Source organism: Maribacter sp. 2-571, from assembly GCF_050589625.1.
In the GTDB taxonomy this organism is placed as follows: domain Bacteria; phylum Bacteroidota; class Bacteroidia; order Flavobacteriales; family Flavobacteriaceae; genus Pelagihabitans.
In genome coordinates, this window is sequence record NZ_JBNGOP010000023.1 from 62,429 (window position 1) to 89,023 (window position 26,595).

General features: G+C 43.9%; 29 protein-coding genes. 5 read left to right on the forward strand and 24 right to left on the reverse strand.

Annotation, left to right across the window (positions count from 1 at the left end; translation table 11 throughout):
- Nucleotides 1-67: 67 nt before the first annotated feature.
- On the reverse strand, nucleotides 68-829 hold the full coding sequence (locus ACRD7P_RS15600) for a lysophospholipid acyltransferase family protein (RefSeq protein ID WP_430908598.1): 762 nt from the start codon (nucleotides 827-829) through the stop codon (nucleotides 68-70).
- Nucleotides 830-1,125: 296 nt separating this feature from the next.
- Here ACRD7P_RS15600 and trpS point away from each other — a divergent pair, with 296 nt between their 5' ends.
- Nucleotides 1,126-2,094, forward strand: a complete 969-nt coding sequence (trpS, locus tag ACRD7P_RS15605; protein ID WP_430908571.1) for a tryptophan--tRNA ligase — start codon at nucleotides 1,126-1,128, stop codon at nucleotides 2,092-2,094.
- A gap of 250 nt (nucleotides 2,095-2,344) precedes the next feature.
- Nucleotides 2,345-3,499: a toxin-antitoxin system YwqK family antitoxin gene (locus tag ACRD7P_RS15610; protein WP_430908572.1), complete on the forward strand. Its 1,155-nt coding sequence runs from the start codon at nucleotides 2,345-2,347 to the stop codon at nucleotides 3,497-3,499.
- Nucleotides 3,500-3,535: 36 nt separating this feature from the next.
- On the opposite strand, the gene dprA is transcribed toward ACRD7P_RS15610, so the two are convergent.
- Nucleotides 3,536-4,639: a DNA-processing protein DprA gene (gene dprA / locus ACRD7P_RS15615; RefSeq protein ID WP_430908573.1), complete on the reverse strand. Its 1,104-nt coding sequence runs from the start codon at nucleotides 4,637-4,639 to the stop codon at nucleotides 3,536-3,538.
- A 105-nt stretch (nucleotides 4,640-4,744) separates the two neighbouring features.
- Between dprA and ACRD7P_RS15620 the strand changes: the two genes are divergently transcribed.
- A complete protein-coding gene (locus tag ACRD7P_RS15620; RefSeq protein ID WP_430908600.1) occupies nucleotides 4,745-5,707 on the forward strand; it encodes an SPOR domain-containing protein in 963 nt (320 codons plus the stop codon).
- A 231-nt stretch (nucleotides 5,708-5,938) separates the two neighbouring features.
- Nucleotides 5,939-6,463, forward strand: a complete 525-nt coding sequence (locus tag ACRD7P_RS15625; RefSeq protein WP_430908574.1) for an acyl-CoA thioesterase — start codon at nucleotides 5,939-5,941, stop codon at nucleotides 6,461-6,463.
- 261 nt (nucleotides 6,464-6,724) lie between these two features.
- On the opposite strand, the gene ACRD7P_RS15630 is transcribed toward ACRD7P_RS15625, so the two are convergent.
- Nucleotides 6,725-7,555, reverse strand: coding sequence for an aldo/keto reductase (locus ACRD7P_RS15630; RefSeq protein WP_430908575.1), 831 nt, complete (start codon nucleotides 7,553-7,555; stop codon nucleotides 6,725-6,727).
- A gap of 280 nt (nucleotides 7,556-7,835) precedes the next feature.
- On the opposite strand from ACRD7P_RS15630, the gene ACRD7P_RS15635 reads away from it, so the two are divergent.
- Complete coding sequence (locus ACRD7P_RS15635; RefSeq protein ID WP_430908576.1) at nucleotides 7,836-8,738, forward strand: M57 family metalloprotease; 903 nt, start codon at nucleotides 7,836-7,838, stop codon at nucleotides 8,736-8,738.
- 82 nt (nucleotides 8,739-8,820) lie between these two features.
- On the opposite strand, the gene ACRD7P_RS15640 is transcribed toward ACRD7P_RS15635, so the two are convergent.
- From ACRD7P_RS15640 to ACRD7P_RS15740, 21 genes are all read right to left on the reverse strand, one after another.
- Nucleotides 8,821-10,059 (reverse strand): murein hydrolase activator EnvC family protein, encoded by a 1,239-nt coding sequence (locus tag ACRD7P_RS15640; RefSeq protein ID WP_430908577.1) that lies wholly within the window; start codon nucleotides 10,057-10,059, stop codon nucleotides 8,821-8,823.
- Nucleotides 10,056-10,853, reverse strand: coding sequence for a DUF4292 domain-containing protein (locus tag ACRD7P_RS15645; RefSeq protein WP_430908578.1), 798 nt, complete (start codon nucleotides 10,851-10,853; stop codon nucleotides 10,056-10,058). The genes ACRD7P_RS15640 and ACRD7P_RS15645 overlap by 4 nt, the downstream gene beginning before the upstream one ends.
- Before the next feature lies 1 nt (nucleotide 10,854).
- A complete protein-coding gene (locus ACRD7P_RS15650; RefSeq protein WP_430908579.1) occupies nucleotides 10,855-11,736 on the reverse strand; it encodes a tetratricopeptide repeat protein in 882 nt (293 codons plus the stop codon).
- A 57-nt stretch (nucleotides 11,737-11,793) separates the two neighbouring features.
- Nucleotides 11,794-11,916, reverse strand: coding sequence for a hypothetical protein (locus ACRD7P_RS15655; RefSeq protein WP_430908580.1), 123 nt, complete (start codon nucleotides 11,914-11,916; stop codon nucleotides 11,794-11,796).
- A 111-nt stretch (nucleotides 11,917-12,027) separates the two neighbouring features.
- Nucleotides 12,028-12,528 (reverse strand): hypothetical protein, encoded by a 501-nt coding sequence (locus ACRD7P_RS15660; RefSeq protein ID WP_430908581.1) that lies wholly within the window; start codon nucleotides 12,526-12,528, stop codon nucleotides 12,028-12,030.
- The gene (locus ACRD7P_RS15665; protein ID WP_430908582.1) at nucleotides 12,515-13,009 is read right to left on the reverse strand and encodes a hypothetical protein; all 495 of its coding nucleotides are present in this window, start codon (nucleotides 13,007-13,009) and stop codon (nucleotides 12,515-12,517) included. Before ACRD7P_RS15665 ends, ACRD7P_RS15660 begins: the two co-directional genes overlap by 14 nt.
- Nucleotides 13,010-13,076: 67 nt before the next feature.
- Complete coding sequence (dut, locus tag ACRD7P_RS15670; protein WP_430908583.1) at nucleotides 13,077-13,511, reverse strand: dUTP diphosphatase; 435 nt, start codon at nucleotides 13,509-13,511, stop codon at nucleotides 13,077-13,079.
- Between the two features lie 52 nt (nucleotides 13,512-13,563).
- Nucleotides 13,564-15,024 (reverse strand): lipopolysaccharide biosynthesis protein, encoded by a 1,461-nt coding sequence (locus ACRD7P_RS15675; protein ID WP_430908584.1) that lies wholly within the window; start codon nucleotides 15,022-15,024, stop codon nucleotides 13,564-13,566.
- A 102-nt stretch (nucleotides 15,025-15,126) separates the two neighbouring features.
- Nucleotides 15,127-15,627 carry a hypothetical protein gene (locus tag ACRD7P_RS15680; protein WP_430908585.1) on the reverse strand — a complete coding sequence of 167 codons (501 nt, stop codon included), beginning with the start codon at nucleotides 15,625-15,627 and terminating at the stop codon, nucleotides 15,127-15,129.
- Between the two features lie 63 nt (nucleotides 15,628-15,690).
- Nucleotides 15,691-16,923 carry a TCR/Tet family MFS transporter gene (locus tag ACRD7P_RS15685; RefSeq protein ID WP_430908586.1) on the reverse strand — a complete coding sequence of 411 codons (1,233 nt, stop codon included), beginning with the start codon at nucleotides 16,921-16,923 and terminating at the stop codon, nucleotides 15,691-15,693.
- A 191-nt stretch (nucleotides 16,924-17,114) separates the two neighbouring features.
- Nucleotides 17,115-17,975, reverse strand: coding sequence for an ATP synthase F1 subunit gamma (gene atpG, locus ACRD7P_RS15690; RefSeq protein WP_430908587.1), 861 nt, complete (start codon nucleotides 17,973-17,975; stop codon nucleotides 17,115-17,117).
- Between the two features lie 30 nt (nucleotides 17,976-18,005).
- Nucleotides 18,006-18,344, reverse strand: coding sequence for a four helix bundle protein (locus tag ACRD7P_RS15695; protein WP_430908588.1), 339 nt, complete (start codon nucleotides 18,342-18,344; stop codon nucleotides 18,006-18,008).
- 23 nt (nucleotides 18,345-18,367) lie between these two features.
- Nucleotides 18,368-19,948 carry a F0F1 ATP synthase subunit alpha gene (gene atpA, locus ACRD7P_RS15700; RefSeq protein ID WP_430908589.1) on the reverse strand — a complete coding sequence of 527 codons (1,581 nt, stop codon included), beginning with the start codon at nucleotides 19,946-19,948 and terminating at the stop codon, nucleotides 18,368-18,370.
- A 60-nt stretch (nucleotides 19,949-20,008) separates the two neighbouring features.
- Complete coding sequence (atpH, locus tag ACRD7P_RS15705; protein WP_430908590.1) at nucleotides 20,009-20,548, reverse strand: ATP synthase F1 subunit delta; 540 nt, start codon at nucleotides 20,546-20,548, stop codon at nucleotides 20,009-20,011.
- Between the two features lie 80 nt (nucleotides 20,549-20,628).
- On the reverse strand, nucleotides 20,629-21,132 hold the full coding sequence (locus tag ACRD7P_RS15710) for a F0F1 ATP synthase subunit B (protein ID WP_430908591.1): 504 nt from the start codon (nucleotides 21,130-21,132) through the stop codon (nucleotides 20,629-20,631).
- A 68-nt stretch (nucleotides 21,133-21,200) separates the two neighbouring features.
- Nucleotides 21,201-21,443 carry an ATP synthase F0 subunit C gene (gene atpE, locus ACRD7P_RS15715; protein ID WP_430908592.1) on the reverse strand — a complete coding sequence of 81 codons (243 nt, stop codon included), beginning with the start codon at nucleotides 21,441-21,443 and terminating at the stop codon, nucleotides 21,201-21,203.
- Between the two features lie 22 nt (nucleotides 21,444-21,465).
- Nucleotides 21,466-22,431, reverse strand: coding sequence for a F0F1 ATP synthase subunit A (gene atpB, locus ACRD7P_RS15720; RefSeq protein WP_430908593.1), 966 nt, complete (start codon nucleotides 22,429-22,431; stop codon nucleotides 21,466-21,468).
- Between the two features lie 248 nt (nucleotides 22,432-22,679).
- Nucleotides 22,680-23,078, reverse strand: coding sequence for a hypothetical protein (locus ACRD7P_RS15725; RefSeq protein WP_430908594.1), 399 nt, complete (start codon nucleotides 23,076-23,078; stop codon nucleotides 22,680-22,682).
- A gap of 4 nt (nucleotides 23,079-23,082) precedes the next feature.
- A complete protein-coding gene (locus ACRD7P_RS15730; RefSeq protein ID WP_430908595.1) occupies nucleotides 23,083-23,316 on the reverse strand; it encodes an AtpZ/AtpI family protein in 234 nt (77 codons plus the stop codon).
- Nucleotides 23,294-23,731: a bactofilin family protein gene (locus tag ACRD7P_RS15735; protein WP_430908596.1), complete on the reverse strand. Its 438-nt coding sequence runs from the start codon at nucleotides 23,729-23,731 to the stop codon at nucleotides 23,294-23,296. Before ACRD7P_RS15735 ends, ACRD7P_RS15730 begins: the two co-directional genes overlap by 23 nt.
- 4 nt (nucleotides 23,732-23,735) lie before the next feature.
- Complete coding sequence (locus tag ACRD7P_RS15740; protein WP_430908597.1) at nucleotides 23,736-26,282, reverse strand: tetratricopeptide repeat protein; 2,547 nt, start codon at nucleotides 26,280-26,282, stop codon at nucleotides 23,736-23,738.
- Nucleotides 26,283-26,595 lie beyond the last annotated feature (313 nt).

Here is a 26,595-nt window from a genome sequence, read left to right on the forward strand (position 1 = left end):
AAGATGATTGAGCGTTGTCATGAGCAAATGTCCTGCTCACCTCTCCACCAATATGGTGGGAAAGGCGTTATGGAAGGGTAGATGTGGTTTTAACGAACGACCGCAATTCGGTCAAAATCACTTCCCTTACCGATTCCCTTAGTTTCGATTTGTCTTCCTCGGTCTGTGCCGAGGTATCAAAGAAACGATGTACCCTGGCCCGAAGCCGCCCTGGCCCCCCACTCAAAAAAGTAAAGGAAAAACGCTTTTTTCCATCGTAAAACGTCATGGGAACAACGGGAATGTTATGGGCTATGGCCATTTTAAAGGCACCGTCCTTAAAGTCGTCCAAAAGTACTTCCTCCTCGGGAACGCCCCCTTCGGGAAAGATGCAAATGCTCAACCCCTGGTTCAAACGGCGTTGTGCCCTCCGATACACCCCGGTCCTACTTCGGGTATCGCCGCGATCGACCATAATACAGACCCGTTTGTAAAAAAAGCCAAAAACCGGAATCTTTACCAGTTCCTTTTTTCCGACAAAAACAAAGGGATTGGAACTTACCCGCAACATCAACATAATATCGAGCATACTGGTATGGTTGGCCACCAACATATAACTTTTCCCTTTTTCCAAGGGTTGTTCCCGATGGATCTTGGGCGGACAACCCATACCGTACAAAATTACGTTCGCCCATATATTGCGTGCCAACCAGAAAAACTGCGGATATGTTTTTTCCGAAAAACTGAACACCACCAAAATAGGAAACATGATCAAAATAGGAACGGCGACCAATATGTAAAACCAGACACGATAGACGGTATGTCCTATATTTTTAATAAAACGGAGCATGGCCCCAAAAATAAGTATTGAACGCGTCATGCCGTCTTCTTTTAGCGTTATTTTCATATTTCGCGCCCAAGCTTGCCCTTTTTAAAGAATATAAGCCGTGCCAATCTGTTTTTAAAAAAGCATTGTTGGTTTTCTTGGGGCAGCATTTTTATGATTTGTTATACATTTGCCTTTCGAACGCATCAAGACTTTTTTTGATTGGTCAAAAAGCCTTTAACGGGGCCGTAAATCGCTTTCCGAAACATTGGAATCGCCGATCCCAAAAGTCCAAATGAGTGCGCTATCAAAAAAAGCAGATGGCTAGAATTTTAACAGGCATACAAAGCACGGGCGTTCCGCACTTGGGCAATATTTTGGGCGCTATCGCGCCGGCAATCCAAATGGCGAACGACCCTGACAACGAATCCTACCTTTTTATTGCGGACATGCATTCCCTAACCCAGATCAAAGATGGGGACGAACTGCGGCAAAACACCTATGCCACCGCGGCAACGTGGTTGGCTTTTGGTCTGGATATCGAAAAAACGGTGTTTTATAGACAGAGCGACATTCCCCAAGTAACCGAGCTTTCATGGTACCTGAGTTGCTTTTTTCCGTACCAACGGTTGACCCTGGCCCACTCTTTTAAGGATAAAGCGGATCGATTGGGCGATGTAAACGCCGGGCTGTTCACCTACCCGATGCTCATGGCCGCCGATATTTTGTTGTACGATGCCGATGTGGTTCCCGTTGGAAAAGACCAATTGCAACATTTGGAAATGACCCGTGATGTCGCTTCCCGTTTTCATGCACAGCTGGGGGATACCTTTGTATTGCCAGAGGCCAAAGTACAGGAGGCCACGATGTACGTTCCGGGTACGGATGGGGAAAAAATGAGCAAGAGTAAGGGAAACCTCATCAACCTTTTTCAAACAGACAAAAAGTTACGCAAACAGGTAATGGGCATCAAAACCGATAGTACGCCCATGGAACATCCCAAGGACCCTACCGACGATAACGTGTTTGCTCTGTATAAACTGTTGGCGGACCAAGAACAGATCGAAGAAATGACCGCAAATTACCTGGCCGGAAATTTTGGTTACGGACATGCCAAACAGGCTCTGTTCGAGCTTCTTGTAGCGACCTTTGGGGAAGCACGGGAACGGTTCGATTACTATATGGCGCATACCGATGAAATTGATGAGGCCCTATTTGTTGGAGCGGAAAAAGCAAAAAAAGTAGCGGAGGCCGTATTGACAAGGGTTCGTAGCAAATTGGGATATTGATCTTAAAAATTGCCCATATTGCCGTAATGGCCGAAAAATTTTAATCAAAACAATGGAGAAATACAATATGGGTTTTGTAAGCACGTTGTCAGGAGTAATGTTTTTCGATCAAATCACATTATTACCTTCGTTAAATAGAACGGGTTCTTGGCAGGTTTCAAACCGAAAACGTATGTAAATAACCTACACCAGAGAACAAAGGGTTGTATTTAAACAGATTTTTTAACAAATAAAAAGAGTACCATCACGTATGAACCTAGCTTTCATCTCTTTGCACGATTTTAGACCCACGGTCATTGCAGCGCTTCTGTTTTTTCATCTCATATTTTCAGGCACCGCATACGCCCAAAAAAACGACTTTAAAGTAATAGATGATGTTAACGTTGTACAACTTGGCAAGCAAAACATTTACTATAATAGTAACAAAGAAACATTGAACGGATCTTATAAAATAGCGGAAGGGTCCGGAGCCTATAGCGAAGCGAACTTTGTTAACGGAAAAGTAAATGGAAAATGGATGGGGTACGACAGTTTTGGAAACTTGGAGTATACCTCCACTTTTAAGGACGGTATTGCCGATGGGGAAGCGAAAACCTACTTTAAAAACGGGAATGTAAATAGCGAAGCCTACTGGAAAAACGGAAAAGAAGATGGAAAATGGATAGAATATAACCAAAAGGGAAAGGTTATAAAAACTGAAAACTATTCCGATGGATTGAAAGATGGGAAATGGACTGCTACTACTGAATTTTCGGAATATGTAGACAAAAAGACGAGACGAACCGAATTTTATAAAAAGGATGTCCCCACAGGTACTTGGAGCGAAACGTGGTTGAACGGACAAGACGAGTGGACAAAAGAGTATAGCGATTTTGATTCTTACAAGGAAAAAACATATTATCAAAACGGACAATTGAAAACCGTGAAACAGTTTTTAAAGGGGAAGCCTCACGGTCTTCATGAAGGCTATTCGGAGGAAGGAATAAAATGGTACTTAATTACCTTTGAAAAAGGTCTAAAAACGCTCGACAAACAATACCATCCGAATGGAAAATTACGGTCGGTAGAGCATTTTAACGAAAAAGGGAGAAAAGGAATTCTTGAGCGGTTTAACGATCAAGGTATTAAAGAATATCATCTTCCATGGAAAAATGGCAAAGAACATGGTATACAAAAAAGATACTCCATGACCGGAGTTATAATGAGGGAGGAAGAGTTCGTGAACGGCATCCGAGAGGGTGTTTATAGAACATACTATTCAGATGGATTGGAAAATATCAGAAGAGAAGGGCAGTACGTAAATGGCAAAAAACAGGGCGTTTTTAAAAGCTATGATGCCACCGGAAAATTAGTTTCCGAAACCACCTATGAAAACGGAAGACAAACTTCTTACACATCCTATTAGATGAACGAAGCGGGAGCGCTTTAATATCGAGAGGTACTAAACGGCTTCGAAAAGCTTCCCTGGCAAAGGCCGTATCGCCCCTTTCATTTCCATATTCAGTAAGGTGGAAGACGTTTTAAAAACAGGCAGCTTGCATTCCAGCGCAATTTGATCCATCTCTTGTTTTCCCGCTTTTTGCAAGTAATCGTAAATGGTTTGTTCCATAGGGTCAAGGTTTACGAACAATTGCTGTTGCGCTACCTTTTTTTCCCGAACGGGTACATCCCACCCCAACAGATAAATGATATCGGCGGCCGAAGTCACCATATGGGCCTGTTGGCGCTTTATCAAATTATTACAACCGACACTATAGGCATCTTGCGCCCTGCCCGGAAATGCGAATACCTCCCGGTCATAACTGTTCGCAATATCGGCAGTGACCAAGCTCCCGCCCTTTTCGGCGGATTCTATAACAACGGTAGCCTCGGCCATTCCCGCAATGATCCGATTTCGTTTTAAAAAGTTTTCGCGTTCCGGGCTGCTACTGCTCCAAAACTCGGTAACGAACCCTCCGTTTTGCATCACTTGGCCCGAATACCTATCATGTACCTTAGGATACATTTGGTTCAACCCATGTGCCAAACATCCAATAGTCTGCAACCCCTGTTTGACGGCGGCGCGCTGGGCACAAATATCCACACCATAGGCAAAACCGCTAACGATCAACGGATCAAGGGGTGCCAAGTCTTCCAACAATCGCTCACAAAGTGCCAGCCCATAACCGGTAATCTTTCGGGTGCCGACTATACTGAGTATTTTTCTGTTCCGTAAATCAATATTTCCTTTTTGAAACAATAGGATAGGGCCATCGATGCAATGCTTCAAATATTCCGGATATTCCGGATCGGTATAGGCCGTAACCTTGACCTGATGTTTTTCGATATACCGATATTCGTTCTCCGCGGCGGTCAAATACGTACTTTCTTTTATGCCCGTGAGTATTTTGGTCCCGACGCCGTCAATCTGCTGAAGTCGATAAGGTTTATCGCTAAAAATTGCTTCCGCACTACCACAATGGGCAATCAATTTTTTGGCCGTCACATCACCAATATTTGGGATCCGTTGCAATCTTAACAGCGCAATAAGTTCATTCGTAGTCATTTAAAATCCCTAATAAGTTATCCACAAAATACACAAATTATAATGTTAATAAAAAGTAAACTAAGGGGGTTTTAAATCGGGTTAAATTTTTTCATATTTGCCTTGATGGGAGTAGAACACTATCTGGGTCAATTGTTATATCGGTACAACTGTGTTGTTGTTCCGGGATTTGGTGCGTTCTTGGCACAAAAGCGATCCGCAATGCTAGATGAGGCTTCCAATACCTTTTACCCTCCAAGCAAAACCATAGCTTTCAATGGCCAATTGATCGCCAACGACGGTTTGTTGGTTTCTTACATGGCAGACTCGGAAAAGACCGATTATGACACCATGTTGCAACTAGTAGAAGAGACCGCTAACAATTGGAAAAACCAAATGCGTTCCGAGGAACGACTGTTGTTTTCGGATATTGGGGAATTGTGGTTCAACAACGAAGGGAACATTCAATTTCAACCTTCAAAACAACACAATTTTCTACCTTCTTCCTTTGGATTGGCACCGGTAAAAACAGCACCCGTAGTACGTGAAGTGTTAAAGACGCAGGTAAACGCCCTTGAGGAGCAAACTCCTATTTTAATCACTCCCGAAAAACGGGAAGCATATTCTTTTCGCCCCTATTTGAAGTATGCGGCCATCTTTTTATTGGCAGTATCGACCGGTTTTACCGGATATAGGGCATATCAAAATTCTTTGGAGACCCAACAATTGGCTTACGAGGAAGCGCAACAACAGGTTTCCAAAAAAATTCAAGAGGCCACCTTTTTTGATGCCGTACCCATGGAGTTACCGGCAGTATCCTTAAACGTTTTTGAAAAACCCGCACTTCCTGGGAATACCCAAAAAACACACCACATTATCGCCGGGGCATTTCGCTTTCAAAAAAATGCGGATAAAAAAATACGACAGTTAAAGCAAAACGGGTTTAACGCCTCCTACCTTGGCGTAAACGAATCCGGCTTACACATGGTTTCCTACGATAGTTTTACCGATACCGATAAGGCCTTGTCCATGTTACGTGTTATAAAGGCTACCCAATCATCCGATGCTTGGCTAAAGTCGGTGAAATAGCACGTTTGCTGTTGTACCATCTTCCTGCTAACCTTTTTTATGTTTTATGCCCTTGTTTATGAGAATCGAAAACGATATTAAATCGTATGTTTTCAAAGTTTGGGCATAGAAAGGATGCTTCGGGCCGTCATCAAGCTCAAAAAGATTTGGTTTGCAACAGTTTCGAGCCAGAATAAATTTTCTACCGCATAAAACCGGGTTTAAGCCATATCTTTGCCCAAAATTTTATTGATGGAACCCAAGAGCCCCACCGAATCCCACACGATGATGACCGATATGGTACTCCCCAGCGAGACCAATCCATTGAACAATTTGTTCGGAGGTGAGTTGTTGGCACGCATGGACCGCGCCGCCAGTATTGCCGCGCGGCGCCATAGCAGGCGAATTACCGTTACCGCCTCGGTAAACCACGTAGCCTTTAATAGGGCCGTTCCCTTAGGAAGTGTCGTCACGGTCGAGGCAAAAGTTTCGCGCGCTTTCCGTACCTCCATGGAAGTATATATCGATGTGTGGATGGAGGACCGCTTTACCGGCGAACGCTCCAAGGCCAATGAGGCCATTTACACCTTTGTTGCTGTCGATGAAACGGGAACGCCCACTGAAGTGCCACCCTTGGCCCCGGAAACCGATCTGGAAAGGGAACGTTTTGCGGGAGCATTGCGCCGAAAACAGCTGAGCCTCGTTTTAGCAGGTAAAATGCAGCCCTCGGAAGCCTCGGAGTTAAGAGCCCTGTTCATGGGAGACCCTAATCCGTAAAGTATCGTTCCCGTTTTGATCCGCATAGGGAAGAAACCTGTTTACAGGATTCAATCCCGAGCATGTTCAGTGCGGTAAAACAATAGGTCGTTTTTGCAAACCGACGAACGTTACCCTACTCCTTTTATTGGAAAAGTTAGTGTTTTTTAAACGCTACGATACCTGCATCGATGCCATAGGCATGTTCGCGATTTCGGATCTGACCGAGGCGGTGGTCGCTTTATACCATTTCTGGTATTAATTGTGCATAACCAGTACGGACTAGAAATCGAAATTATCCGGATGGGGACCGATACGTTCCCACCGATCCAAACCATCCAAAAAATCCATGTCGGCTTGGGTCAACTCAAAATCAAAAATAGCAGCATTATCCGTAATTCGCTGTGCTTTTACCGATTTGGGTATGGTAGCTACCCCTTTTTGCAAACTCCATCGTAATACTAGCTGAGCAACCGACTTTTGATACTTTTCCGCCAGTTCCTTAATGGCTTCGATACCAAAAACTTTTCCTTGCATAAAGGGTGACCACGCCTGATACCGAATGTTATTTTTATGGCAAAAGTCGATCAATGGTTGTTGTACCACGTAAGGGTGAAACTCCATTTGATTTACCATGGGCACAATTTCGGTATGTCCCATAAGCTCCTCAAGGTGGTGTTGCATAAAATTACTCACCCCTATAGCATGTATCTTTTTTTCCCGATACAGCTGCTCCATTGCCCGCCAAGTGTCGACATACTTCCCGGCCACTGGCCAATGCACAAGATAGAGGTCCAAATACTCCAGACCCAAGCGGTTCAAGCTCTGTTCAAATGCGTCCAAAGTCCCTTGAAAACCCTGATCGGAATTCCATACCTTACTGGTAACGAACAAGGCTTCACGCGGGATACCGCACGCTCGTATGCCCTTACCGACCCCTTCTTCATTTTTATAGATCGACGCGGTATCAATAAGGCGATACCCTACCGACACTGCGTGTTTTACAGCTTCGATCACTTCTTCATCATTATCCGACTGGTAAGTGCCCAATCCCAAATAGGGCATTTTTACACCATTGTGCAATGCCACACTGCTATCGATACTTGCGATCATTTTATTGGTATTTTATCAATTCAAGAATAAAGGTACCGATACCGGAATTAAAAAACCAATATGGCCGTCGTCTACAAAGCTGCCCCAATCCATCTAAAACCCAGTAATTGATCTGTTTTTTCTTACAGAACAACGTGTAAAAACGCAGAAATTCGTCTTATTTAATTTCAATGTTTTTTCAAATCAGAAGAAATACCGGAATATTTTTTTCAAGTTTTAAGGAACCGACCAAAAACTACCGATTTACCAAAAATTTATTTTTGAACCTTAAATCTAAATGATGAAAACAACTAAAATCAACTGGAAAGCCTCCTTGTGGATGCTTACAACTACTATGGTATTGCTCTTCTCCTGCGAACGGGGCGAGGTACCGACAACGGAGCAAGAACTGGATAGTATTCAAGAACCGGTTTCAGCGGAAATGAAGTCGGCACTCTTTGAAATGGGACTTAATGGCGACACGGCCATACCCATTAGCTTAAGGGACGATCAAAACATTCCTATGGAAGGGTTTCTTGTAGGTGGCGATATTTTTATGACCCATGAGGAGATTATGAATCCGACTTATGTGGACAAAAAAGGGGCCGGTACGGACAAAAACTACCGTACCACCAATATTGTAACCCAACTTCCCCGTACCATTAAGGTCGTAGGGATCATCAATACGTCAAAAGGGCTTAACAATAGGGAAAGAACCGCCTTAAGACAGGCCGTGAACAACTACAACAGGTTAAACCTCGACCTTTCCTTGTCGCTTTCCTTTAAAAGACAACGTGGGAATGCCGACATCGCCGTTAGCCGGGACGATCAGTTATTGCCGCCCCGTTTTCGGAATTCCCCAGGGGGTATCGCCGGATTTCCCAATCCCAACGGCGACCCGTTCGGACTCGTTCGCATATTCAATACCCGACCCGATTTGATTACCCCGAGGCAATTACGGCATGTACTCACCCATGAGCTTGGCCACTGTTTAGGATTACGCCACTCCGACTTCAGAACGCGAAGAAGCTGCGGTGGAGCACGCCAAAACGAGGGTCAGGCAGGCGTAGGGGCAATCCCGATCCCCGGAACCACTCCCGGTTATGATCCGTCCAGTATTATGCAAGCCTGTTTCGGATCCATTTCGACGGGACGGTTGAACAATAACGATAAAACCGCATTGCGCTTTTTATACAAGGGGTAACGCCTTGATCCTGAATACCAAACCATTGGAAATGCATCACCTTGTAGTGGTGCATTTCTTTTTATACATCGTTCTCGGGAAACTATAACTGATACACCCACTCCTCGGGATTCAACTTTTGGGTGTTCTGATAGAGGTAAAACTTCAAGCGGGTCTGCCCATTGGACCGATCGGTATAAATTGTACCCAAATCGGTCTTGGCTTCCACCATATCGCCCTTTTCAACCGATAGTTCGGTAAGGTTGTAGTAGGTGCTAATGTAATTTCCATGTTTGATCTGCACCCCTTTTTTACCGCCCGGCACCGATAATATGGCGATGACCTCTCCCTTAAAAATGGCCCTGGCCTTGGAACCTTCGTCCGTGGCGATGATCACCCCATTGCTTTCATGCTTTATCCCAGGGTAGACGGCATCGTTATACACGCCAAAACCTTGACTTTTTATGCCTTTGTCCACCGGCCAGATCAGGCGGCCCTTATTGGCCGAAAAGTTGTTGGCCACAATGGTCGCTTCCGGTGTCAGTACAAAAGAATCTTTGGAAGCCTTTTCCTTGGTCGTATTTCCTGTTTTTTTATTCGCAGCCGCAATGGCATTTCGGATGAGTTTTTCGATTTGACGGTCTATTTTTCTAGCGGCCGCCTTTTTTTTATCGACAGCGGAGGCATACTTGCTCTCATTCTTGCGAATACTTTTTAATAATGCCTTTTGCGATGTCATTTCCCGCATCATTTGCGCTTTGGCTTTTTTGTTTTCGGCGATCAACCGTTCTTTTTCCTTACGCTGTTCGATCAAACCTGCGTTCAAGGCCGTCAGTTCGTTTGTTTTGGCCAGTATCTGCGCTCCTTGCGACTTTCGGTAATCCGTGTACTGTTTCATATACTGAACCCGTTTGAACGCCTGAAAGAAGCTTTCTGACGACAAGAGAAAGAGCAACCGGTTCTGCTGTGATCGGTTTTGATAGGACTTTGCTATGATTGCGGCGTATTCGTCCTTAAGCGTGGTCAAATCCTTTTTAAGGGTAGCAATGTTACGTACGTTCGCATTGATCTTGCGGTTCAACAAATTCGCCTGTTGGTTGGTTACCTTTAACAGGGCCTGCCGTACCGTAATTTTTTTATCGAGCGCCTCGATCTGATCCAATACGCTACCGCGCTGTTTTTTTTCGGCAAAAAGCAATCGGTTGATGTCGTTGATCTCTTTCTGAAGTCTGGCCCGTTTGACTTCCAGCGCCTTTTGCTCATCGGTTTGGCCATAGGTTTGTACGGCAAGGAAACCCATTAACAAAAAAAGCCATATCCTATTTCCCGTTAGCAGCTTCATTCCGCCTTCAATATGATTTCATCAAAACCTTTTGGTATTTTATAGGGAAAGTTCAACGCTTGGTCAAATTCGATGTTACGGTACTCAATGTCTATAGTGTTTCGAGTGTTTCCTTCTATTGCCGCAATCGCAATTTGGTCGGGAAGTATCCATTTTTCTATTTTCTGATAATTGGTGTAGTTGACCTGCAACAAGCGGCGTTCCAAAGGTTGGGAAATCTGTTGGGTGGCTATCTTAAAGTTTTTGGGTTCGATCTGAAACAAGATCTTAAACAGTTCCAAAGGTTTTTTAGGCTTAAGTTCATAGGTGTCGCCTGTGGTCCGTATCGCGTACTTTTCCGCTTTGAGATTCAATATCGCCTGGCCCAACAACAGGTTCTGTACTTGTTCAAAATCCAGTTCGGTCCCTAAAATTTTACTCAAATAGCTAAAGTCCCCATCAAAATATTCGTTTTGCAGTTTGTTGTAAAACGAAACCCTTCCGGGGGTAATATAGGCCTTTACGATGCCTAGTGGGGCGCTGATCCAAATGGCCTTGTCCTTTTCCATGCGGAGGCTTACGGAAAGCCCTTGGGACGAGCCGCCCTCGGAGTATTCGATCTTTATTTTTCCTTTCAGCGTTTTAAAATCGAGCTGGTTCTGGTAATGTTCCTTGATGATGGTCTTTGCCGTCAATCTGGAGTCCACCGTACCGTCCGTAGCGATTCTTCCGGATTTGCAGGCCATTATCATCAAAGAAAACAGTAAAAGGGCGACAGGTTTCTTACACCATAGGATCATTTGCATGTGCTTCATTCTAAAAACCGGGTTTTATCTTACGAAGATACATATTTGCCTTTACGGGATTGTGCAAGGCCGTATAGGCATCGGACAGTTCCTTATATATTTTATTGGAAAGCGAAATGTCGTCGATCATATAGTCCAAGGCTGCCTCGAGTATTGAAATGGCCTCACGATGTTTTGCCTTTTTGTTCAGGGCATAGCCGTTGGCAAAGTAAAAGTAGGGTTGGGAGGGGTAACGCTCCAAGGCCTCCTCGGATAATTGTTGTAAAAGTGGAAGGCTATTGGCCGTGATAAGGCCCTTTATCCTGGTTTTATATTGATCGGCCGAACCGGCTTCGGACCGGTCTTGGGTGTTGGTAAAGCCAACGGATCGGCTGGTGACCGTTCTTTTGGAGAGCAGCTCGTTGATCTTGGCCGTTAGGTCGTCGGAAAAGGCTGTTTTTTTGGTCTCCTTTAGAATGGCAAGTGCGTTGTTGTAATTAGTTTGCCGATAGTAAATAAGCGCCAGATTCTCCTTTAACCTATCGTTGTCATAAGGTATGCGGGTTTTTAGGTCTTGAAGGGGCGCTCCTTGTTTTTGCGAAACGCTTACCATGGTTTCAAGGTACCAAGGGTTTTCGGGCGCCGAGGTCAACGCTTCCAAGGCGTAGGATTCGGCTGCGTTGTATTGCTTGTCCTTTACATACACCTTGGCCAGTTCATGATCGACTACGCGGTTTCCCGGGTCCAATTCCTTACATTTTAACAGGCTGTTGATGGCTTTATCATAGTTTTCGATTCCCTTTTGTTTTAAGGCCTCAAAAAAGTGTTCCTGAAACGCATCGGAATACTCCTCTAAAAAAACAGCGGCACTTTCCTCAACCTCAAGGTCCGGGTCGGCTTCTTGTGACATCAAAGCTTCGCAACTTAACAGAACCAAAAGAGATAGTATTGTTCTATAACCCTTCATATCTTATTTATCGCCTTTAAAAACAAGCATATCGATTGTTTTGGGCAAAAGCGAGGTTTCTTCTTTTAGTCTTTTCATAAAATTTACTTTAAAAGCGTTTTCCAAAGTTAACACGCCAATTGCCATATTCTTGGTTTAGATTGTCGGAATTTTGAATAAGATTGCAATTCGATTCTTTCCCTATTGGAAAAACCTAAAGCATCACTTCAATTATAGCAACAAAAAAAGATTCCGCTCTTAAAGGTCAACAGGCAGTTTTTGTAAAACCAAACGATTCTTCTCTAAGGTAAGCACTTGAAAAGTTTCTTTTTTAGTTGAAACGTATTTTTTTCCCTTTTCCGCCGTAAAGTATTCCAAGACCAAAAACATGGTATCCCTCACATTATGGATTTTCCAGGTGCTTTTTTTCCAATATTCTCTTCGCTGGGAATATGTTGATCTATAGTTTCCGCATCTTCTCCCGGTTTTTCTTGGTCCTATAAACTCAAGGGAGAGCACTCCATCAGATGATTTTAAGTTCAAATTGTTGCTTGAATCATAAGGTATATCGTGAAGCCAAAATTCGTCTTCATCGGAATAGACCAAAAAGTCTTGATCTGATTCTTGGGTAACGAGTACCCAATCTTTATATATAAAATCGGGAACACTTTCTTCCTGAGCTAAAAGCCCCCAAAAAGTAAAAATGGCAATTACACCTATAAATTTCTTGTTCATAACCGATACCTCAAAACTGCCCATAACTTTCATCTTTCAATTCCAGCTCCAAATAATCTCTTTTTAACTTCCGAATGCTGTAATTGGCCAAATATTTGGATTTTTCTTCCTTTCCTGTCTTTTCAAAAACGAGCTGATGCTTAAGCTGTAAATTTTTTTTATCCAAAATCCATACCTCGTCTATTGAAGGATTTGTTGTTTCATTTCGTATCTCATTCCCGCACCATCCAATTCTTTTGTTTCGGATGGTCTTTTTTCCCTCATAAAGAATAGAATCATCATTCTTAACAAAATGGTACCTAGCGCCGGGATCCCCGTCGTTTTGAAAATTCTGGATTCTAGGACTTCTAAATATCAGAATGTTGTCCGACACCTTACTAGTCTTCATTATCCAATCACTATATATAAAATCAAGCTTATTTTTTTTCTTTTGCGCACAGAGAGAGTACAACGTTGAAAAGTATATAAACAGCACTAGGACAATGCCTATTCCTTTTGTGCGCATCTGAAGTTGTTTACTAAAGAGCTCTTTTAAATTTCAAAAACTATCAACAACTGTTCCAAAAAAGAATTTACTTTACGCCCGTACTCCCAAAACCTCTGGAGCCTCGAGCGGTTTCGGACAAGGTTTCTACGGCCACCCATTCGGCCCGTTCGTGTTTGGCGATTACCAATTGGGCGATACGTTCCCCGTTTTCAACAACAAAGGGTTCGTTGGAAAGGTTTACAAGAATTACACCAATTTCACCACGATAATCGGCATCGATAGTGCCCGGAGCGTTCAATACGGTAATCCCCTTTTTTGCGGCCAACCCACTGCGCGGGCGTACTTGCGCCTCAGTGCCAACGGGAAGTGCTATAAAGAGCCCTGTTTTAATAATGGCCCTCCCTAATGGTTGTAACGTTACCGCTTCGGAAATATTGGCACGCAGGTCCATTCCCGCGGAGGCCCCTGTTTCGTAATGGGGCAATGGGTGTTCGGATTTGTTGATGATGTTAATGTGCATATGCTATTTTTGGTTCAAGTAAGGATTGTGCGGATACGGCTTCTTCCGAAGTCTATTTTTTTAAAAAAATCTGTCGCAACTTGTCGTTCTCCATTCGGTATACCAGCCCTAAAAATAGGGTAAGCAAAACAATTCCCACTATCAAATTGCCTTGAAAAACATAAAACGAAAGCACCGAAAAGCAGACCGAAATAGAAAGATAGAAAATAATTTTCCGAAAATTATAGGGCACAGGATACCGTGATCTACCCAGATAGTATGAAATGACCATCATGCTACCATAGGCCATAACCGTGGCGATCGCCGAGGCCATTATACCGATCTTTGGAATAAAAAAATAGTTTATACCAATTGTTATAATTGCCCCGATAACCGATATAAAGGCCCCATAGCGGGTTTTGTCGGTTACTTTGTACCAAACGGAAAGGTTGTGATAAATTCCCAAAAAGAAACTTGCCAGTACAATGATAGGAACAATCTCCATCGCGTCCCAATAGGCCTCGTTCCTTACGAACAATACCTTTAATACGTTAGCAAAAACCACCACTGTCAGTAAAATGACGCTGCCTAGGATTACAAAGTAATTGGTTATCTGCGCGTAAGCCTTTTGCGGATTTTCCTTACCGGCATGACTAAAAAAGAAGGGTTCTATACCCATTCGAAAAGCGGTACCGAAAAGCGTCATAAACATGGCCAAACGATAACAAGCGGAATATTTTCCTACTTCGCTCTCCGCAATATCCTGTGGCAAAAGACGCTCCAACATAATTTTGTCGAATACTTCGTTAATGGTAAAGGCGATACCGGCCACTAAAACGGGCCAGGCATAACGCATCATTTTTTTCCATAGTACCACATCAAAAACAAACGTGCTTTTAAAATATAACGGGGCCATTAAAAGCAGCGTAACCCCACTTGCGATAAGGTTGGCCATAAAAATATAAGATATCTCAAAATCGGGCCGATACATCCATTTCAGCAGGGCGCCAGGACCATCTTGGGCCAAGTTGGGCAAGAACACCAGAAAAAAGACACTTAGGCCTACGTTGATCACAACATTTAAAATTTTGATTATCGCATAACGCATAGGTCGTTCGTTGGCCCGTAACCATGCGAACGGTATGATTACCAGCGCATCAAAAACCAAAATGAAAATGGTGTATTTGATGTATCGGAAATCGATACCCGTAAAACCGGAAATCGTTTTTTGAAACAAAAGGGAAATCAGCAGAAAAAAAAGTGTAGTGGCGCCAATGCTCATCAAACTGGTGGACACTACCTTGTTTTTGTCGTCCGATGTGTTATAAAATCGAAAAAAAGCCGTTTCCATACCGTAGGCGAGAAACACGTTCAAAATAGCGATCCATGAAAATATAATGGTCACTTTACCGAAGCCTGCGGTAGCCAAAATATCGGTATATAACGGTAGCAAAAGAAAGGATAGCATCCGCGGCAGCACTGTAGCCAAACCATATATAGCGGTTTGTTTGAAAAGTTTTTTAAGCGGATTCAACAGTGCTTCTTTTTAGTGGGCCGTTTTCATGACCGTTCTAGCTTTAAAAGTACCTATTTATAGTGTTGCAACAAAGCATCGGGAAGGGGAATCCCAATATTCTCAATAGGTACTATATTCGGTATCTCCCTGTAGCTGAACGGCCGGGTTTAACCGAATTCCATTGAGTTCAGCGTACTTGACCCTATCTTTTTGTACATAGCTGATTACCGCCTGTGTTTCGGACAATTCAAAAGGAAACGGCACGGTCGCTTGGCCTGCCGTATCGTTCTTTTCGCTTTGTTGCCGTGTATCGGTCCCTTGGGACTCCGCTATGTCCTTTGGGGTATAACGTGCTATCGCCACGTTGCCAATATCCTTGAGCGTTATTTGAAGCGGTAACTGCATTCCCTTGTAATAAAGCTGTTGCAGTTCCGCATTTTCTTTGTCCAAACTCAAAATCGGTATCATCACCTCATAATAGGAGATATCCGTATCGGTGGCGGTGACATAAGGTTGTACGTAGGGTTCCCCCATTCGAAAAGGAGTGGTGTACTCCAATTGTTTTTGCGAACTGCACGATACCAATAACGGGAGCAATGCCCATAGCATTCTATTCATCATATCCATAACAATCGTAAAGGACAATATTTACGGATAAAAAGTCTGTTCAGATGCCCTGGGGTTTTACGCCATGGCATCGTCATCTTCAAAAGTCATCCGTTTGATGGCCATTTGTGCAAAAATAAAAGCAATCAACAACAGTAAGGCCGCCAATGCATAGGGCGCACCCGGAAAGTAGATGGAAGCACCGGGCCGAATAAAAAAGTAAAACACGGGAGAAAACAATAACTGGCCCAGGATCGCGGTAACGCTCACCAAACCTGTTATGGAACCTTGTAGGTTGCCCTGCTCCTTTTCGGATACCTGGTTGGAAATTACACCTTGTACCGTTGGCCCGGCAACGCCCCCCAAGGCATAGGGGATTACAAAGGCATACAACATCCAAGGTTCGGAAGCGAACGAAAACAAGAACATTCCCACGGTCCAAAGCAAAAATCCAAAGGTAATCACGTTCCGTTTTCCAAATCTTTTTACCGCTATACCGATCAATAACCCTTGTACCAAAGCTACCAAAAGACCGACCACCATTAAGGAAACACCAATGCTCCGAGGACTCCACTCATAACGCTCTATCCCGTAGTACGACCATACCGAAGGTAGGGCCTGACCGGCCAAATTGGCCATAAAAAAAGCGAAGATCAGTACCAGCACGCCCTTGTAGTTGCGCAGGGCTACCAAAGAGACCCCTGGCACCATTTTTATCCATTTCACCGGCCTTCTATTGGTTTTCACCAAAGACTCCGGTACAAAGAACCAACCAAAGATAAAGTTTGCAAAGGTGAGCCCGGCCGCAATGTAAAAGGGCAACCGAATATCCAACTCTCCAAAGAACCCTCCAATGCCCGGCCCGATAATAAACCCAAGACCAAAAGCGGCACCGATCAACCCAAAATTTTTAGCTTTTTCCGCTTTGGTACTGATATCGGCAATGTAAGCGGAGGCTACGGTAAAGCTCGCCCCGGTAATGCCCGCGAGAAACCTGCCCAAAAACAACCAGGTAATGGTGGGGGCCCAGGCGTGGATCATATAATCGACACTCAAACCCAATAAGGCCATTAGCAATATGGGTTTTCTACCAAAATTATCGGATAGCTCACCCAGCACCGGCGAGAATAGAAATTGCATTCCCGCAAACGCGGTAGTGAGCCACATGCCGTAAATGACGGCCCTATGGGTGCTCTCTCCCGTAAGTTCCATGATCAGATCTGGAATTATGGGGATGATGATACCGATACCGATAACATCGACCAATATGGTTATAAATATGAAGAGTAAGGCCGTTTTTTTTTGCTGCATTTGTCCACAAAAATCGTTAAAAAATTGAAATAGGACGCTACGCTTATAGGGACGGAAGGACAAAAGGACAAAAGGAGGAAGGACAAAGGACAAAGGGCCAGGTAGAATGACACTTTATAAAGGTTGATAAACGGGTACAAAAAAGCCGCTACCTTTTAGGACAGCGGCTTTTCGTTTTAGCTTTTTGTCGCTTAATTGTTCAACGCTTCCGCACCACCGACAATTTCCAAAATTTCATTGGTAATAGCGGCCTGTCGCGCTTTGTTGTACGTTAACTTCAATTGATCTCGCAACTCGGTAGCATTGTCGGTCGCTTTATGCATTGCGGTCATTCGAGCGCCGTGTTCGCTAGCAAAAGAATCGCGAATACCCTTGTACAACTGTGTTTTTAACGATTTTGGAATCAATTGTTCCACAATCTCCACTTTTGAAGGTTCAAAAATATAATCACCACTGGAAGCCTCGGCCCCTTCTACGGGAACGATCGGTAAAAATTGCTCCGTCATTATTAGCTGTGTCGCAGCGTTTTTGAACTTGTTATAAACGATATCGATACGGTCATATTCCCCTGTGGTAAACAGTTCCATGAGGGCCTCGGCAATTTTGGCAACGTTATCGAACGTAAGCTCGTCATACACCTCGCTATGGTTGGCGATTACCTTATGGGATTTGCCAAGGATATCGTTCGCCTTTTTACCGATAGCCATAAAATCGACTTCCTTGCCCGCATAGGTATCGTTCGCAAGCGCCATGCTCTGTTTGATGATGTTGGTGTTGAACGCACCGCACAGGCCTCTGTTGGAGGTTATCGCCACCACCAATACCTTGTTCACTTCTCGATTGTCGGAAAAGCTACTTCCAGAATCGGCATCCAAACTAGCGCTCAAACTCTGCAACAACTCGGTAAGCTTATCGGCATAGGGCCGCATGGCCGTAATGGCATCCTGTGCTTTCTTCAACTTTGCAGCAGAAACCATTTTCATGGCACTGGTAATCTGCATGGTCGATGATACCGATGCTATCCTGTTTCGTATTTCCTTTAGATTGGCCATTTTTTCAAGTTATGAGTTATGTGTTTGGAGTTAAGAGTTTTTGATAATCGCTACTAAAATTCTAATCAACTCCTCACACCTATCCATAATGTCCTTTGGTACTTGCCTTCCGGTAGCGCTCAATATCTCCAACCAATATTTGGTTTCATCGGCCTCCTTTAAAGCTATCCCAAATTTATTTTTAAAATCTTTTTTACTTACTCCCCGTTGCGCTTCTCTGGTGTTCGCCCCAATACTGGTGCCGCTTTTGAGTAGTTGCGAAGCAAGTTCAAAATCTTTGTTTTCTTTTAAGTAATCACAGTAGAGAACGACTTCACAAGCAAATTGAAAACTCTTGATCCGAATAGGACTGTCATTCAACTTACTCATAACTCATCATTCTGAACTCCTAACTAACCTCTGTACTTCCCCGAAAGGTCTTTCGCTACAGCTGTCAGGGTATCGATTACCTCATCGGTCAATTTACCGGATTTTAAGGTATCCAACACATCTCTGTGCTTGGCATTTAAAAACTCGATGTAATCGCGTTCAAATTCCTTTACTTTTTCAACGGGAACGTCGCGCAAAAGGTTTTTGGAACCGGCGTAGATAATCGCCACCTGATCTTCTACCGTAAAGGGGTCGTTCTGTGCCTGTTTCAAAATTTCAACGTTTCTACGTCCTTTTTCGATCACGTTCAAGGTTGCGGCATCCAAATCGGAACCGAACTTGGCAAAAGCTTCCAACTCGCGAAACTGTGCTTGATCCAGTTTTAAGGTACCGGCCACTTTCTTCATGGATTTGATCTGCGCGTTACCTCCAACACGGGATACGGATATCCCCACGTTGATCGCAGGGCGCACCCCTTGGTTAAACAGATCCTGCTCCAAAAATATCTGTCCATCGGTAATGGAGATCACATTGGTAGGGATATAGGCAGACACATCGCCCGCCTGTGTTTCAATAATCGGCAGTGCCGTTAAGGAACCTCCTCCTTTTACCATCGGTTTTAAGGAATCGGGCAAGTCGTTCATGTTTTTTGCAATGGCATCGTCATTGATTACCTTTGCAGCACGCTCCAACAACCTGGAGTGTAGGTAAAATACATCACCAGGATAGGCCTCACGTCCCGGAGGTCTTCTCAAAAGAAGGGAAACCTCACGATATGCGACCGCTTGTTTGGAAAGGTCATCGTAAATGATCAATGCCGGTCTTCCCGTATCACGGAAATACTCTCCAATAGAGGCACCCGCCATTGGGGCGTATACCTGCATCGGTGCAGGATCGGAAGCATTTGCCGCCACTATAGTGGTATAGGCCAATGCACCCTTATCTTCCAAGGTTTGTGCGATCGCTGCAACCGTAGAAGCCTTTTGGCCTATGGCAACATAGATACAATATACCGGTTCGCCGGCATCGTAAAATTCTTTCTGGTTTAATATGGTGTCGATACAAACCGTTGTTTTCCCGGTTTGGCGGTCACCGATGACCAATTCACGCTGTCCCCTACCTACGGGAATCATCGCATCGATCGCTTTGATACCGGACTGCAACGGTTCGGTAACGGGCTCACGAAAAATAACACCCGGTGCTTTACGCTCCAAAGGCATTTCATAGGTATCCCCGGTGATAGGTCCTTTACCGTCTATGGGGCTTCCGAGCGTATCCACTACACGTCCTACGATTCCCTCTCCAACGTTGATGGAGGCGATCCGTTGGGTACGTTTTACCGTAGCACCTTCCCGTATCTCTCTTGAAGGGCCCAACAGTACCACACCTACATTGTCTTCCTCGAGGTTCAATACAATTCCTTCCAATCCTCCTTCGAATTCTACCAATTCCCCGTATTGGGCGTTGGAAAGTCCGTATACTCGGGCGATACCATCACCTACCTGCAATACGGTTCCCACCTCGTCCAAACTTGCGGTGGCTTCAAATCCTGATAACTGTTGTTTTAAAATTGCTGATACCTCAGCGGCTTTTACTCCTGCCATTTTTTCTAGATATAAGACGTTAGATCTGAAACGTTGCCGTTCTGCGATCCTGAGTTGTTGTTATAGACTGCTTGTAAATTCTCTTTTTAGGTTTCCCAATTTGTTGGCGATACTTGCATCATACTGTAAATCGCCCACCCTTAATATAAAACCACCGACAATGCGCTCATCGACACGGTTTTCGATAGTGACCTCATTACCGGTCAATTGTGCTACCTGCTTCAATATTTTTTTCTCCAATTCGGGTGTCAAGGGCACGGCCGTGGTGACCAGCGCAATACCTTTTCCTTTACGATCCTCGTTTAGGATGATGAACTTTTCGGCAACGGCGTTCAGCATGCCGATCCGTTTGTTTTCCGATAAAATGGAAAAGAGGCCTTCTGTTATGGCGTGGCCGCCCTTAAAAATGAGTGCCAATGCATTTTTCTTCACCCCAGAGTTGATTACGGGGCTCGACAAGGTTTTGGAAAGCTCCTCACTACCTGCAATGGTGGCTACTACCGAACGCATGTCTTTTTCGACCGCATCGGCTGCCTTTTGGTCCACCGCCAGGTCTAAAATTGCCTTTGCATATCGTATGGCTGCTCTTGAATCGTTCATTCTTTAGTTGTTATGCAATACGCTTTAAGTAGGGTTAAAAAAAATCCGTACCGAAACGTGCTTGCAATAGGGTCTAATTTCTAATTCAATTTTATATCACCCAACATATCCTCGACCAGCTTTAACTGTTTGTCCTTACCGGATAGTTGTTCTTTGATCACCTTTTCGGCGATATCAACGGAAAGTGTTGCCACTTGTGCCTTGATATCTGCAACAGCGGCTTTCTTCTCGCTCTCGATCGTTGCCTGTGCGGTCCGTACCATTTTATCCGCCTCAATTTTCGCTTGCTGCTTCGCTTCCGAAACGATGCTTTCTTTTATTTCACGGGCCTCTTTTAGCATGGCGTCTCTTTCCGCCCTAGCTTCCTTAAGAATACGTTCGTTGTCGGATTGCAAATTTTGCATTTCCTTTTTCGCTTCTTCGGCTGCGGCCAACGCACTTTTTATTGATTCTTCCCGATCGCTTACGGCGCCCAAAATAGGTTTCCAAGCGAATTTCTTTAAAATTAGCAAGAGGAATATGAAGGTAATGGCGGTCCAAAATACCAGACCGAATCCTGGGGTTACAAATTGCGTACTGTCCATAATAATTGTTACTTGATTACTACATCATTAAAATTAGGGTGCAACCAACCGTTACACCCTAATCTTTTTTACTTAAGGAAGGATACAACTACCGCAAATAAAGCAACTGCCTCAACGAAGGCCGCTAAAATAAGTGCAGAAGATTGAATCTTTCCGTGCATTTCTGGCTGACGGGCCATAGCTTCCATGGCGCCTCCGCCAATCTTTCCAATACCCATTCCGGCACCAATAGCTGCCAAACCAGCTCCGATAGCTGCAATTGCGCCATAATCGGCCGCCGCCGCAACTTCTTGTACTAATGCTAGACTCATAGTTCTAAAATATTTAAATTAATTAATGATGTTCCTCTTCTGTTGCCATCCCGAAATAAAGGGCGGACAATACGGTAAAAATATAGGCCTGAATAGCCGTTACTATAATCTCTATCACTCCAATGAACAAAGCAAAGCCAACGGACACCGGGGCTATAAAAACCGATTTAAAAATAAATATCAACGACATCAGCGCCAACACAATAATATGACCTGCGGTAATATTGGCAAACAAACGTATCATCAACGAAATAGGCTTCACGAACATTCCTATAATCTCGATGGGCATCAAGAAAATCTTCATCGGCACGGGAACTCCGGGCATCCAGAAAATATGCTTCCAATAATTTTTGTTTCCACTAAAAGTGGTGATGATAAAGGTGAAAATGGCCAACGTAAAAGTAAACGCAATGTTACCACTAAGGTTGGCCCCATTAAGAATAGGGATAAGGCCAAAGATGTTGTTTATCCATATAAAGAAGAATATGGTCAACAAATAGGGCATGTATTTTTTGTATTTGTGCTCCCCTATCATGGGGATGCCAATTTCGTCCCTTACGAAAACTACCAAAGGCTCTATAAAGCCCGCAATTCCTGTAGGAACGTTGTTTTCGGATTTTTTGTATCGTCTTGCCGCAGCAATAAAAATAAGGAGCAGCACGATTACGGATACCCACATCATAAAAACGTTTCTCGTAATGGAAATGTCCAAAGGCTTACTAGCGTTCACCGGATGGTGCTCGGCATCAAAAGAAACGGTATTCGCACCAGCGTCAAGCTGATAGATTTTTTCGTGAAGTTTTACAAATTTTCCGCCATTTCGCGCTACAATGACCTTTCCGGAATCGTCATGTTCAAAGGCACTGGACATAAAGGTTACCAATCCGTTTTCCGTCCAAAGTATAATGGGCAACGGCAAGGATATCGGGTGATGGTTCCAATCGATAATGTGAAACTCGTGCGCATCCAGAACGTGATGCGTAATCATTGCCTGGGGGTTGAATTCAGCACCTTCCTCTTCAGTTTCAGATGAAAAAACTAAACTTGATGAAAATAAAATCAAGCAAATGGTTAGGAATCGTGTTTTCATGCTTTGCAACTTCATTCTAAATCGATTAATGCACCCCTCGTAAAATTCGGTGCAAATGTAAGCACATTTAATGATTGTCGCAAACAATATTTTAAAGCGGTTTAAAATGTGTTTTTCGACCTGTTTTGAGCACGTCGCACCGAAAGTTATTGCGGTTTGTTCAGGAAGAAATTGACACTGTATACCTCAAAAGCCAGAAAAACAAAATAGGGAATAAAAAAGTTGATGACATCGGGTTTCTTAAATTCAAAATCCGAGAGTAAAAAAGGTAACAAGAACAGGAAGGAAAGTATCATTTTTAGTAGGGTCCCTACCATAAAATGATTAAAGATCATTGTTGTACCGTTAGCGTACTTGTAGTTGATAACGGAAAAAATAAGCAGTACCGTGCAAAAATGAAAGCAATATACCTGCCAAATCGGAAAGAATAGGGGTTTTTGAGAAAAGCTATGATACAGGTACACATGAACCCCAAAAAGAATAATGGAAAGCAAACCCAACTTCAAAAGAAATGACAATTGTCGTTTCTTAAAAACTTCGTTCATTTATTTACTTGTCTTTTGAAGCCGAGTTAATATTCCGTATGACCATGTAAATGGATAGTAGTACACTCGTAAGTGCACATACCACGGTGAGCCAATTGGTGTCGTTCGGGAATCGTTCGTCCAACTTGACGCCGATATAGGAACCGACAAAGATGATACCCACCATTTGAAACACCATGCCTGAAAATCGGGCGTAGGCATTAAACTTATTGTGCTTACGAGGCTTTTGCCGGTCCATTTTTGTTGCCTCCCAATGCGGCCGATTTAAAACTGCTTCCTGAAGAAATACCTGCCCCTCCCTTACCTTTCATGGTACAGGAAGCGTTGAACGTAGCACCCGGTTCTACCGCCAGTTTATTGACCGCTACCGTTCCTTCGATCACCGCTGAAGATTTTAGGGACAACAGGTCCGAAACCAATAACTCTCCGTTAAAGCTTCCTTCGATATCGGCATTGACACATTCCACTTTGCCGTGGATATAGCCGTCCTTTCCGATCACTACCTTTCCGGAGGTCTTTACGTTTCCATCCAATTTTCCGTCAATACGAAAATCGGCTTCGGAAACAATATCCCCTTTAATTTTAGTGTTTTTTTCTATTCTATTGGGTTGTCCGCCTATTTCGTGCATAGGTCTTTTGTTGTCTGAAAACATATTTTTATGGTTTTGGGGTTAACATTTTACTTGAATATTCCTGTAGGTTTTTGTGTACCTGGATGATTTTATAGTTGGAGGATAAAATTACAAAATTCTCATTATCAACGCGGTAATCCTTGTTGTTTTTTAATAATTCGACATAGCCAAGGGCATAGGTCTTGGATTTGAAGCCATGTACGACCACAAACTGATCTTCCAAACTGTACACGTCCTTGGAAACGCTGTTTCTGTATTTTAGGTCGTCTATGGATTTCTGCAGGGTTTCCATTAGGGCTACCGCCTGTACTTCATCGCTTCTTTTAAAGGGGAAAAGCACTTTCCAATTTCCCGATTCGGTTTCCGTAGAAAATGTTTTTACCTCCAATTTTGGGAGCTGTTCGGCGATCATTTGTTCCGCCTTTTTGCCCTCCGGATTGTTGGGGTAGGTCAACGCAACATAGTTCAGCTGCTCCTTAAAGGATTCAAACCCTTGTAGCCTTCCAATGGCATTGGCCTTGAGCATTTCGAACTTGGGCACTATGGGGTCCCCCGTAAACCGATCGATATTCTCCTCGGCGCCGGTAATCGTGCTCAAGAACGCCTGTTTTTGGTACTGTTTGTACAAGGCCGCATACCGTGCATCGGGACTATCTTCACCATCGGTAATAACCGCCCGAGGGTTTAGGATAATTTCCGCATATCGGGAGCCTGCGTGGTTTTGAACAATATCGTCCCGCATACCGGCCAATAATGGGCTGCCCTCCTCCTCATAAATTTTGTATAGGTTGTATTTTGAGGGAAGGATCAATCGTTCTTCGGGGTCGTTTTCCAGCACGTTTTCCAACTTCCCGGCCGCCAATAGGTTTTCCTTAAACTTTTCCTTATAAATCAGACCCAACTGATAGTTCGCAAAATTACGTTCTTTGGAAAGGCTGTCGATTACCGATGGTTCCGTAGGGATACGGTCGGTGTAGAATGCAACGGAATAGCGCTCTTCATCGGAAGGGTCGGTGGCAAGGCTGTCGGTTTGGGCAACTGCCTCCCCGGTAGCTTCGGAAGGCAAGGTTCTTGCCTTGTTGCTCCAACGCCAATCGTCCTCAAGGGCACGGTCGCCCCATTTTTGTTTAAAATCGGTTTGTCCGTAACCCAAACTGGTTACGTTATAAAAATAAAATTTTCCCTTGTTTTCCTTTCCGCCCTTAGTTTCGCCAAATGCCACAAACCCGGCCGTTTTCATGGCTTCTTCTTTTTTGGCAGCGGCTTCGGCCTCCCTTTTTAGTTCGGCAATATAATCGGAAAAGTAGGCCTCCCTATCTTCGGGCGACATGTTGTACAGGTTTAATACGCTATCCGTGTATTGTACGATATCTTCATAGGCAATCACATCCTCTAGATTATCGAGTTTCTTTTTTGTGGCCCTGAACTTTTTGGTGTTTTCGGGTAGGTTGGTCAGTACACTATCGTAATATGCACCAGCGATCTTGTATTCATTTTCATCAAAATTATACTCTGCTAAATTTTCATAATTAAGGGCGTTCAGCTTGGGTTCGTTCTGTGTGGCCAGTAACGACTTGTTAAAATAGAGCAGGGCAAGGCTATCGGACTCTCCTTGCAGATGGAATTCGGCAATTTGACGGAAGATCCGGTCGAGAAAGGGCCGGTTTTCCCGATTTTCCTCAAGGTCCGTCAAATGTTCGAACACCTCCAGTTTGTTGGCATCGGTAATTTCGGTGTTCCGAATTTTCTGTATCTCGGCATTGATCATGTATACCCGAGGCGATTTTCTGTTCAGATCGATAACCTTATCGAACGCATAGTTGGCACTATCCTTAAATTGGAGCCTGTTGTACAGTTGTCCGATAATATAGTAGTACCGTCCTTTTTCCGGTTTATTTTTGGTGTAGTAGGATGCAATTTTGAGTTGTTGCACCGCGGTGTCCAATACCTTTAAATTAATGTAGGCCTGTGCCATCATGGCCCGGGCATCGGCATACTCTTGGTCCTCCAGTTTTTCATACTTGAGCAGCCGTTTCAGATTTTTAAGGGCCAGTTCCTCGTTTTCCAACCTGATATTGACCTTCTCTCGCCAAATATGGGCCTCGTTGAGCTTATCGCTGTAGTTGTACTTTTTAATGATGTAGTTGAACGCCTCCAATGCGGGAATGTACCGTTGGTCAAAGTACCGTGCCTGTCCTAAAAGCAGAAAGGCCTCATCGGTCTGCGGATTGCGCTCCAAGTCCTTAATGTCCATACTATGTTTTTGTATGGCCTTGGTCGCCTTCTCTTCGGCAATAACAAAGTTGGGGTTGTTGTCTTCGGAATCAAGCTTGATATCCTCGGTTACCTGCAGGCGTTCTATGGGCAACAATTCCCAATAATCGTCCTTGTAATTGGCATTCAATTCCTTTTGCCCTTCTTCAAAGGCGATATTACCATTGTACAATACGTTGTACTTGGTGTTTAGGGCGTGGAAATTACGGTTTAAAAAAGCGTCCTTTTTGGTCGAGCAGGCACTAAAGGCCAAACCCGAAAAAACTGCCCCGAGAATAAATTTGTTTAGAAGCTTCAAAATTGTGTGTATGCGTACGTACTACCTTAACTGAAAATCAACCGCAATATTATGCAGTTGGTCGATAAAAATAGTAAAACAGGGGCTATCAGCGTCTTAAAATATAAAAACTTTACGTGCCGGCGGTGGTATTGTGTTGAAACGCGGGGAAAAGACGGCTACGCTTTTGGAAGAAAGATGAAGGACCGCTGCGCTCATGGAAGAAAGACGAGGGACCGCTGCGCGGAAAGACGTATGTTAGTGGTTAGTGGTTAGTGGTTAGTGGTTAGTGGTTAGTGGTTAGTGGTTAGTGGTTAGTGGTTAGTGGTTAGTG

Bases quoted from the DNA above. Each gene is read 5' to 3' on its own strand.
- ACRD7P_RS15600 (WP_430908598.1), bottom strand. From the start codon at position 829: ATGCTCCGTTTTATTAAAAATATAGGACATACCGTCTATCGTGTCTGG.
- trpS (WP_430908571.1), top strand. From the start codon at position 1,126: ATGGCTAGAATTTTAACAGGCATACAAAGCACGGGCGTTCCGCACTTG.
- ACRD7P_RS15610 (WP_430908572.1), top strand. From the start codon at position 2,345: ATGAACCTAGCTTTCATCTCTTTGCACGATTTTAGACCCACGGTCATT.
- dprA (WP_430908573.1), bottom strand. From the start codon at position 4,639: ATGACTACGAATGAACTTATTGCGCTGTTAAGATTGCAACGGATCCCA.
- ACRD7P_RS15620 (WP_430908600.1), top strand. From the start codon at position 4,745: ATGGGAGTAGAACACTATCTGGGTCAATTGTTATATCGGTACAACTGT.
- ACRD7P_RS15625 (WP_430908574.1), top strand. From the start codon at position 5,939: ATGGAACCCAAGAGCCCCACCGAATCCCACACGATGATGACCGATATG.
- ACRD7P_RS15630 (WP_430908575.1), bottom strand. From the start codon at position 7,555: ATGATCGCAAGTATCGATAGCAGTGTGGCATTGCACAATGGTGTAAAA.
- ACRD7P_RS15635 (WP_430908576.1), top strand. From the start codon at position 7,836: ATGAAAACAACTAAAATCAACTGGAAAGCCTCCTTGTGGATGCTTACA.
- ACRD7P_RS15640 (WP_430908577.1), bottom strand. From the start codon at position 10,059: ATGAAGCTGCTAACGGGAAATAGGATATGGCTTTTTTTGTTAATGGGT.
- ACRD7P_RS15645 (WP_430908578.1), bottom strand. From the start codon at position 10,853: ATGAAGCACATGCAAATGATCCTATGGTGTAAGAAACCTGTCGCCCTT.
- ACRD7P_RS15655 (WP_430908580.1), bottom strand. From the start codon at position 11,916: ATGGCAATTGGCGTGTTAACTTTGGAAAACGCTTTTAAAGTAAATTTT.
- ACRD7P_RS15660 (WP_430908581.1), bottom strand. From the start codon at position 12,528: ATGGGCAGTTTTGAGGTATCGGTTATGAACAAGAAATTTATAGGTGTA.
- ACRD7P_RS15665 (WP_430908582.1), bottom strand. From the start codon at position 13,009: ATGCGCACAAAAGGAATAGGCATTGTCCTAGTGCTGTTTATATACTTT.
- dut (WP_430908583.1), bottom strand. From the start codon at position 13,511: ATGCACATTAACATCATCAACAAATCCGAACACCCATTGCCCCATTAC.
- ACRD7P_RS15680 (WP_430908585.1), bottom strand. From the start codon at position 15,627: ATGATGAATAGAATGCTATGGGCATTGCTCCCGTTATTGGTATCGTGC.
- ACRD7P_RS15685 (WP_430908586.1), bottom strand. From the start codon at position 16,923: ATGCAGCAAAAAAAAACGGCCTTACTCTTCATATTTATAACCATATTG.
- atpG (WP_430908587.1), bottom strand. From the start codon at position 17,975: ATGGCCAATCTAAAGGAAATACGAAACAGGATAGCATCGGTATCATCG.
- ACRD7P_RS15695 (WP_430908588.1), bottom strand. From the start codon at position 18,344: ATGAGTAAGTTGAATGACAGTCCTATTCGGATCAAGAGTTTTCAATTT.
- atpA (WP_430908589.1), bottom strand. From the start codon at position 19,948: ATGGCAGGAGTAAAAGCCGCTGAGGTATCAGCAATTTTAAAACAACAG.
- atpH (WP_430908590.1), bottom strand. From the start codon at position 20,548: ATGAACGATTCAAGAGCAGCCATACGATATGCAAAGGCAATTTTAGAC.
- ACRD7P_RS15710 (WP_430908591.1), bottom strand. From the start codon at position 21,132: ATGGACAGTACGCAATTTGTAACCCCAGGATTCGGTCTGGTATTTTGG.
- atpE (WP_430908592.1), bottom strand. From the start codon at position 21,443: ATGAGTCTAGCATTAGTACAAGAAGTTGCGGCGGCGGCCGATTATGGC.
- atpB (WP_430908593.1), bottom strand. From the start codon at position 22,431: ATGATTACGCATCACGTTCTGGATGCGCACGAGTTTCACATTATCGAT.
- ACRD7P_RS15725 (WP_430908594.1), bottom strand. From the start codon at position 23,078: ATGAACGAAGTTTTTAAGAAACGACAATTGTCATTTCTTTTGAAGTTG.
- ACRD7P_RS15730 (WP_430908595.1), bottom strand. From the start codon at position 23,316: ATGGACCGGCAAAAGCCTCGTAAGCACAATAAGTTTAATGCCTACGCC.
- ACRD7P_RS15735 (WP_430908596.1), bottom strand. From the start codon at position 23,731: ATGTTTTCAGACAACAAAAGACCTATGCACGAAATAGGCGGACAACCC.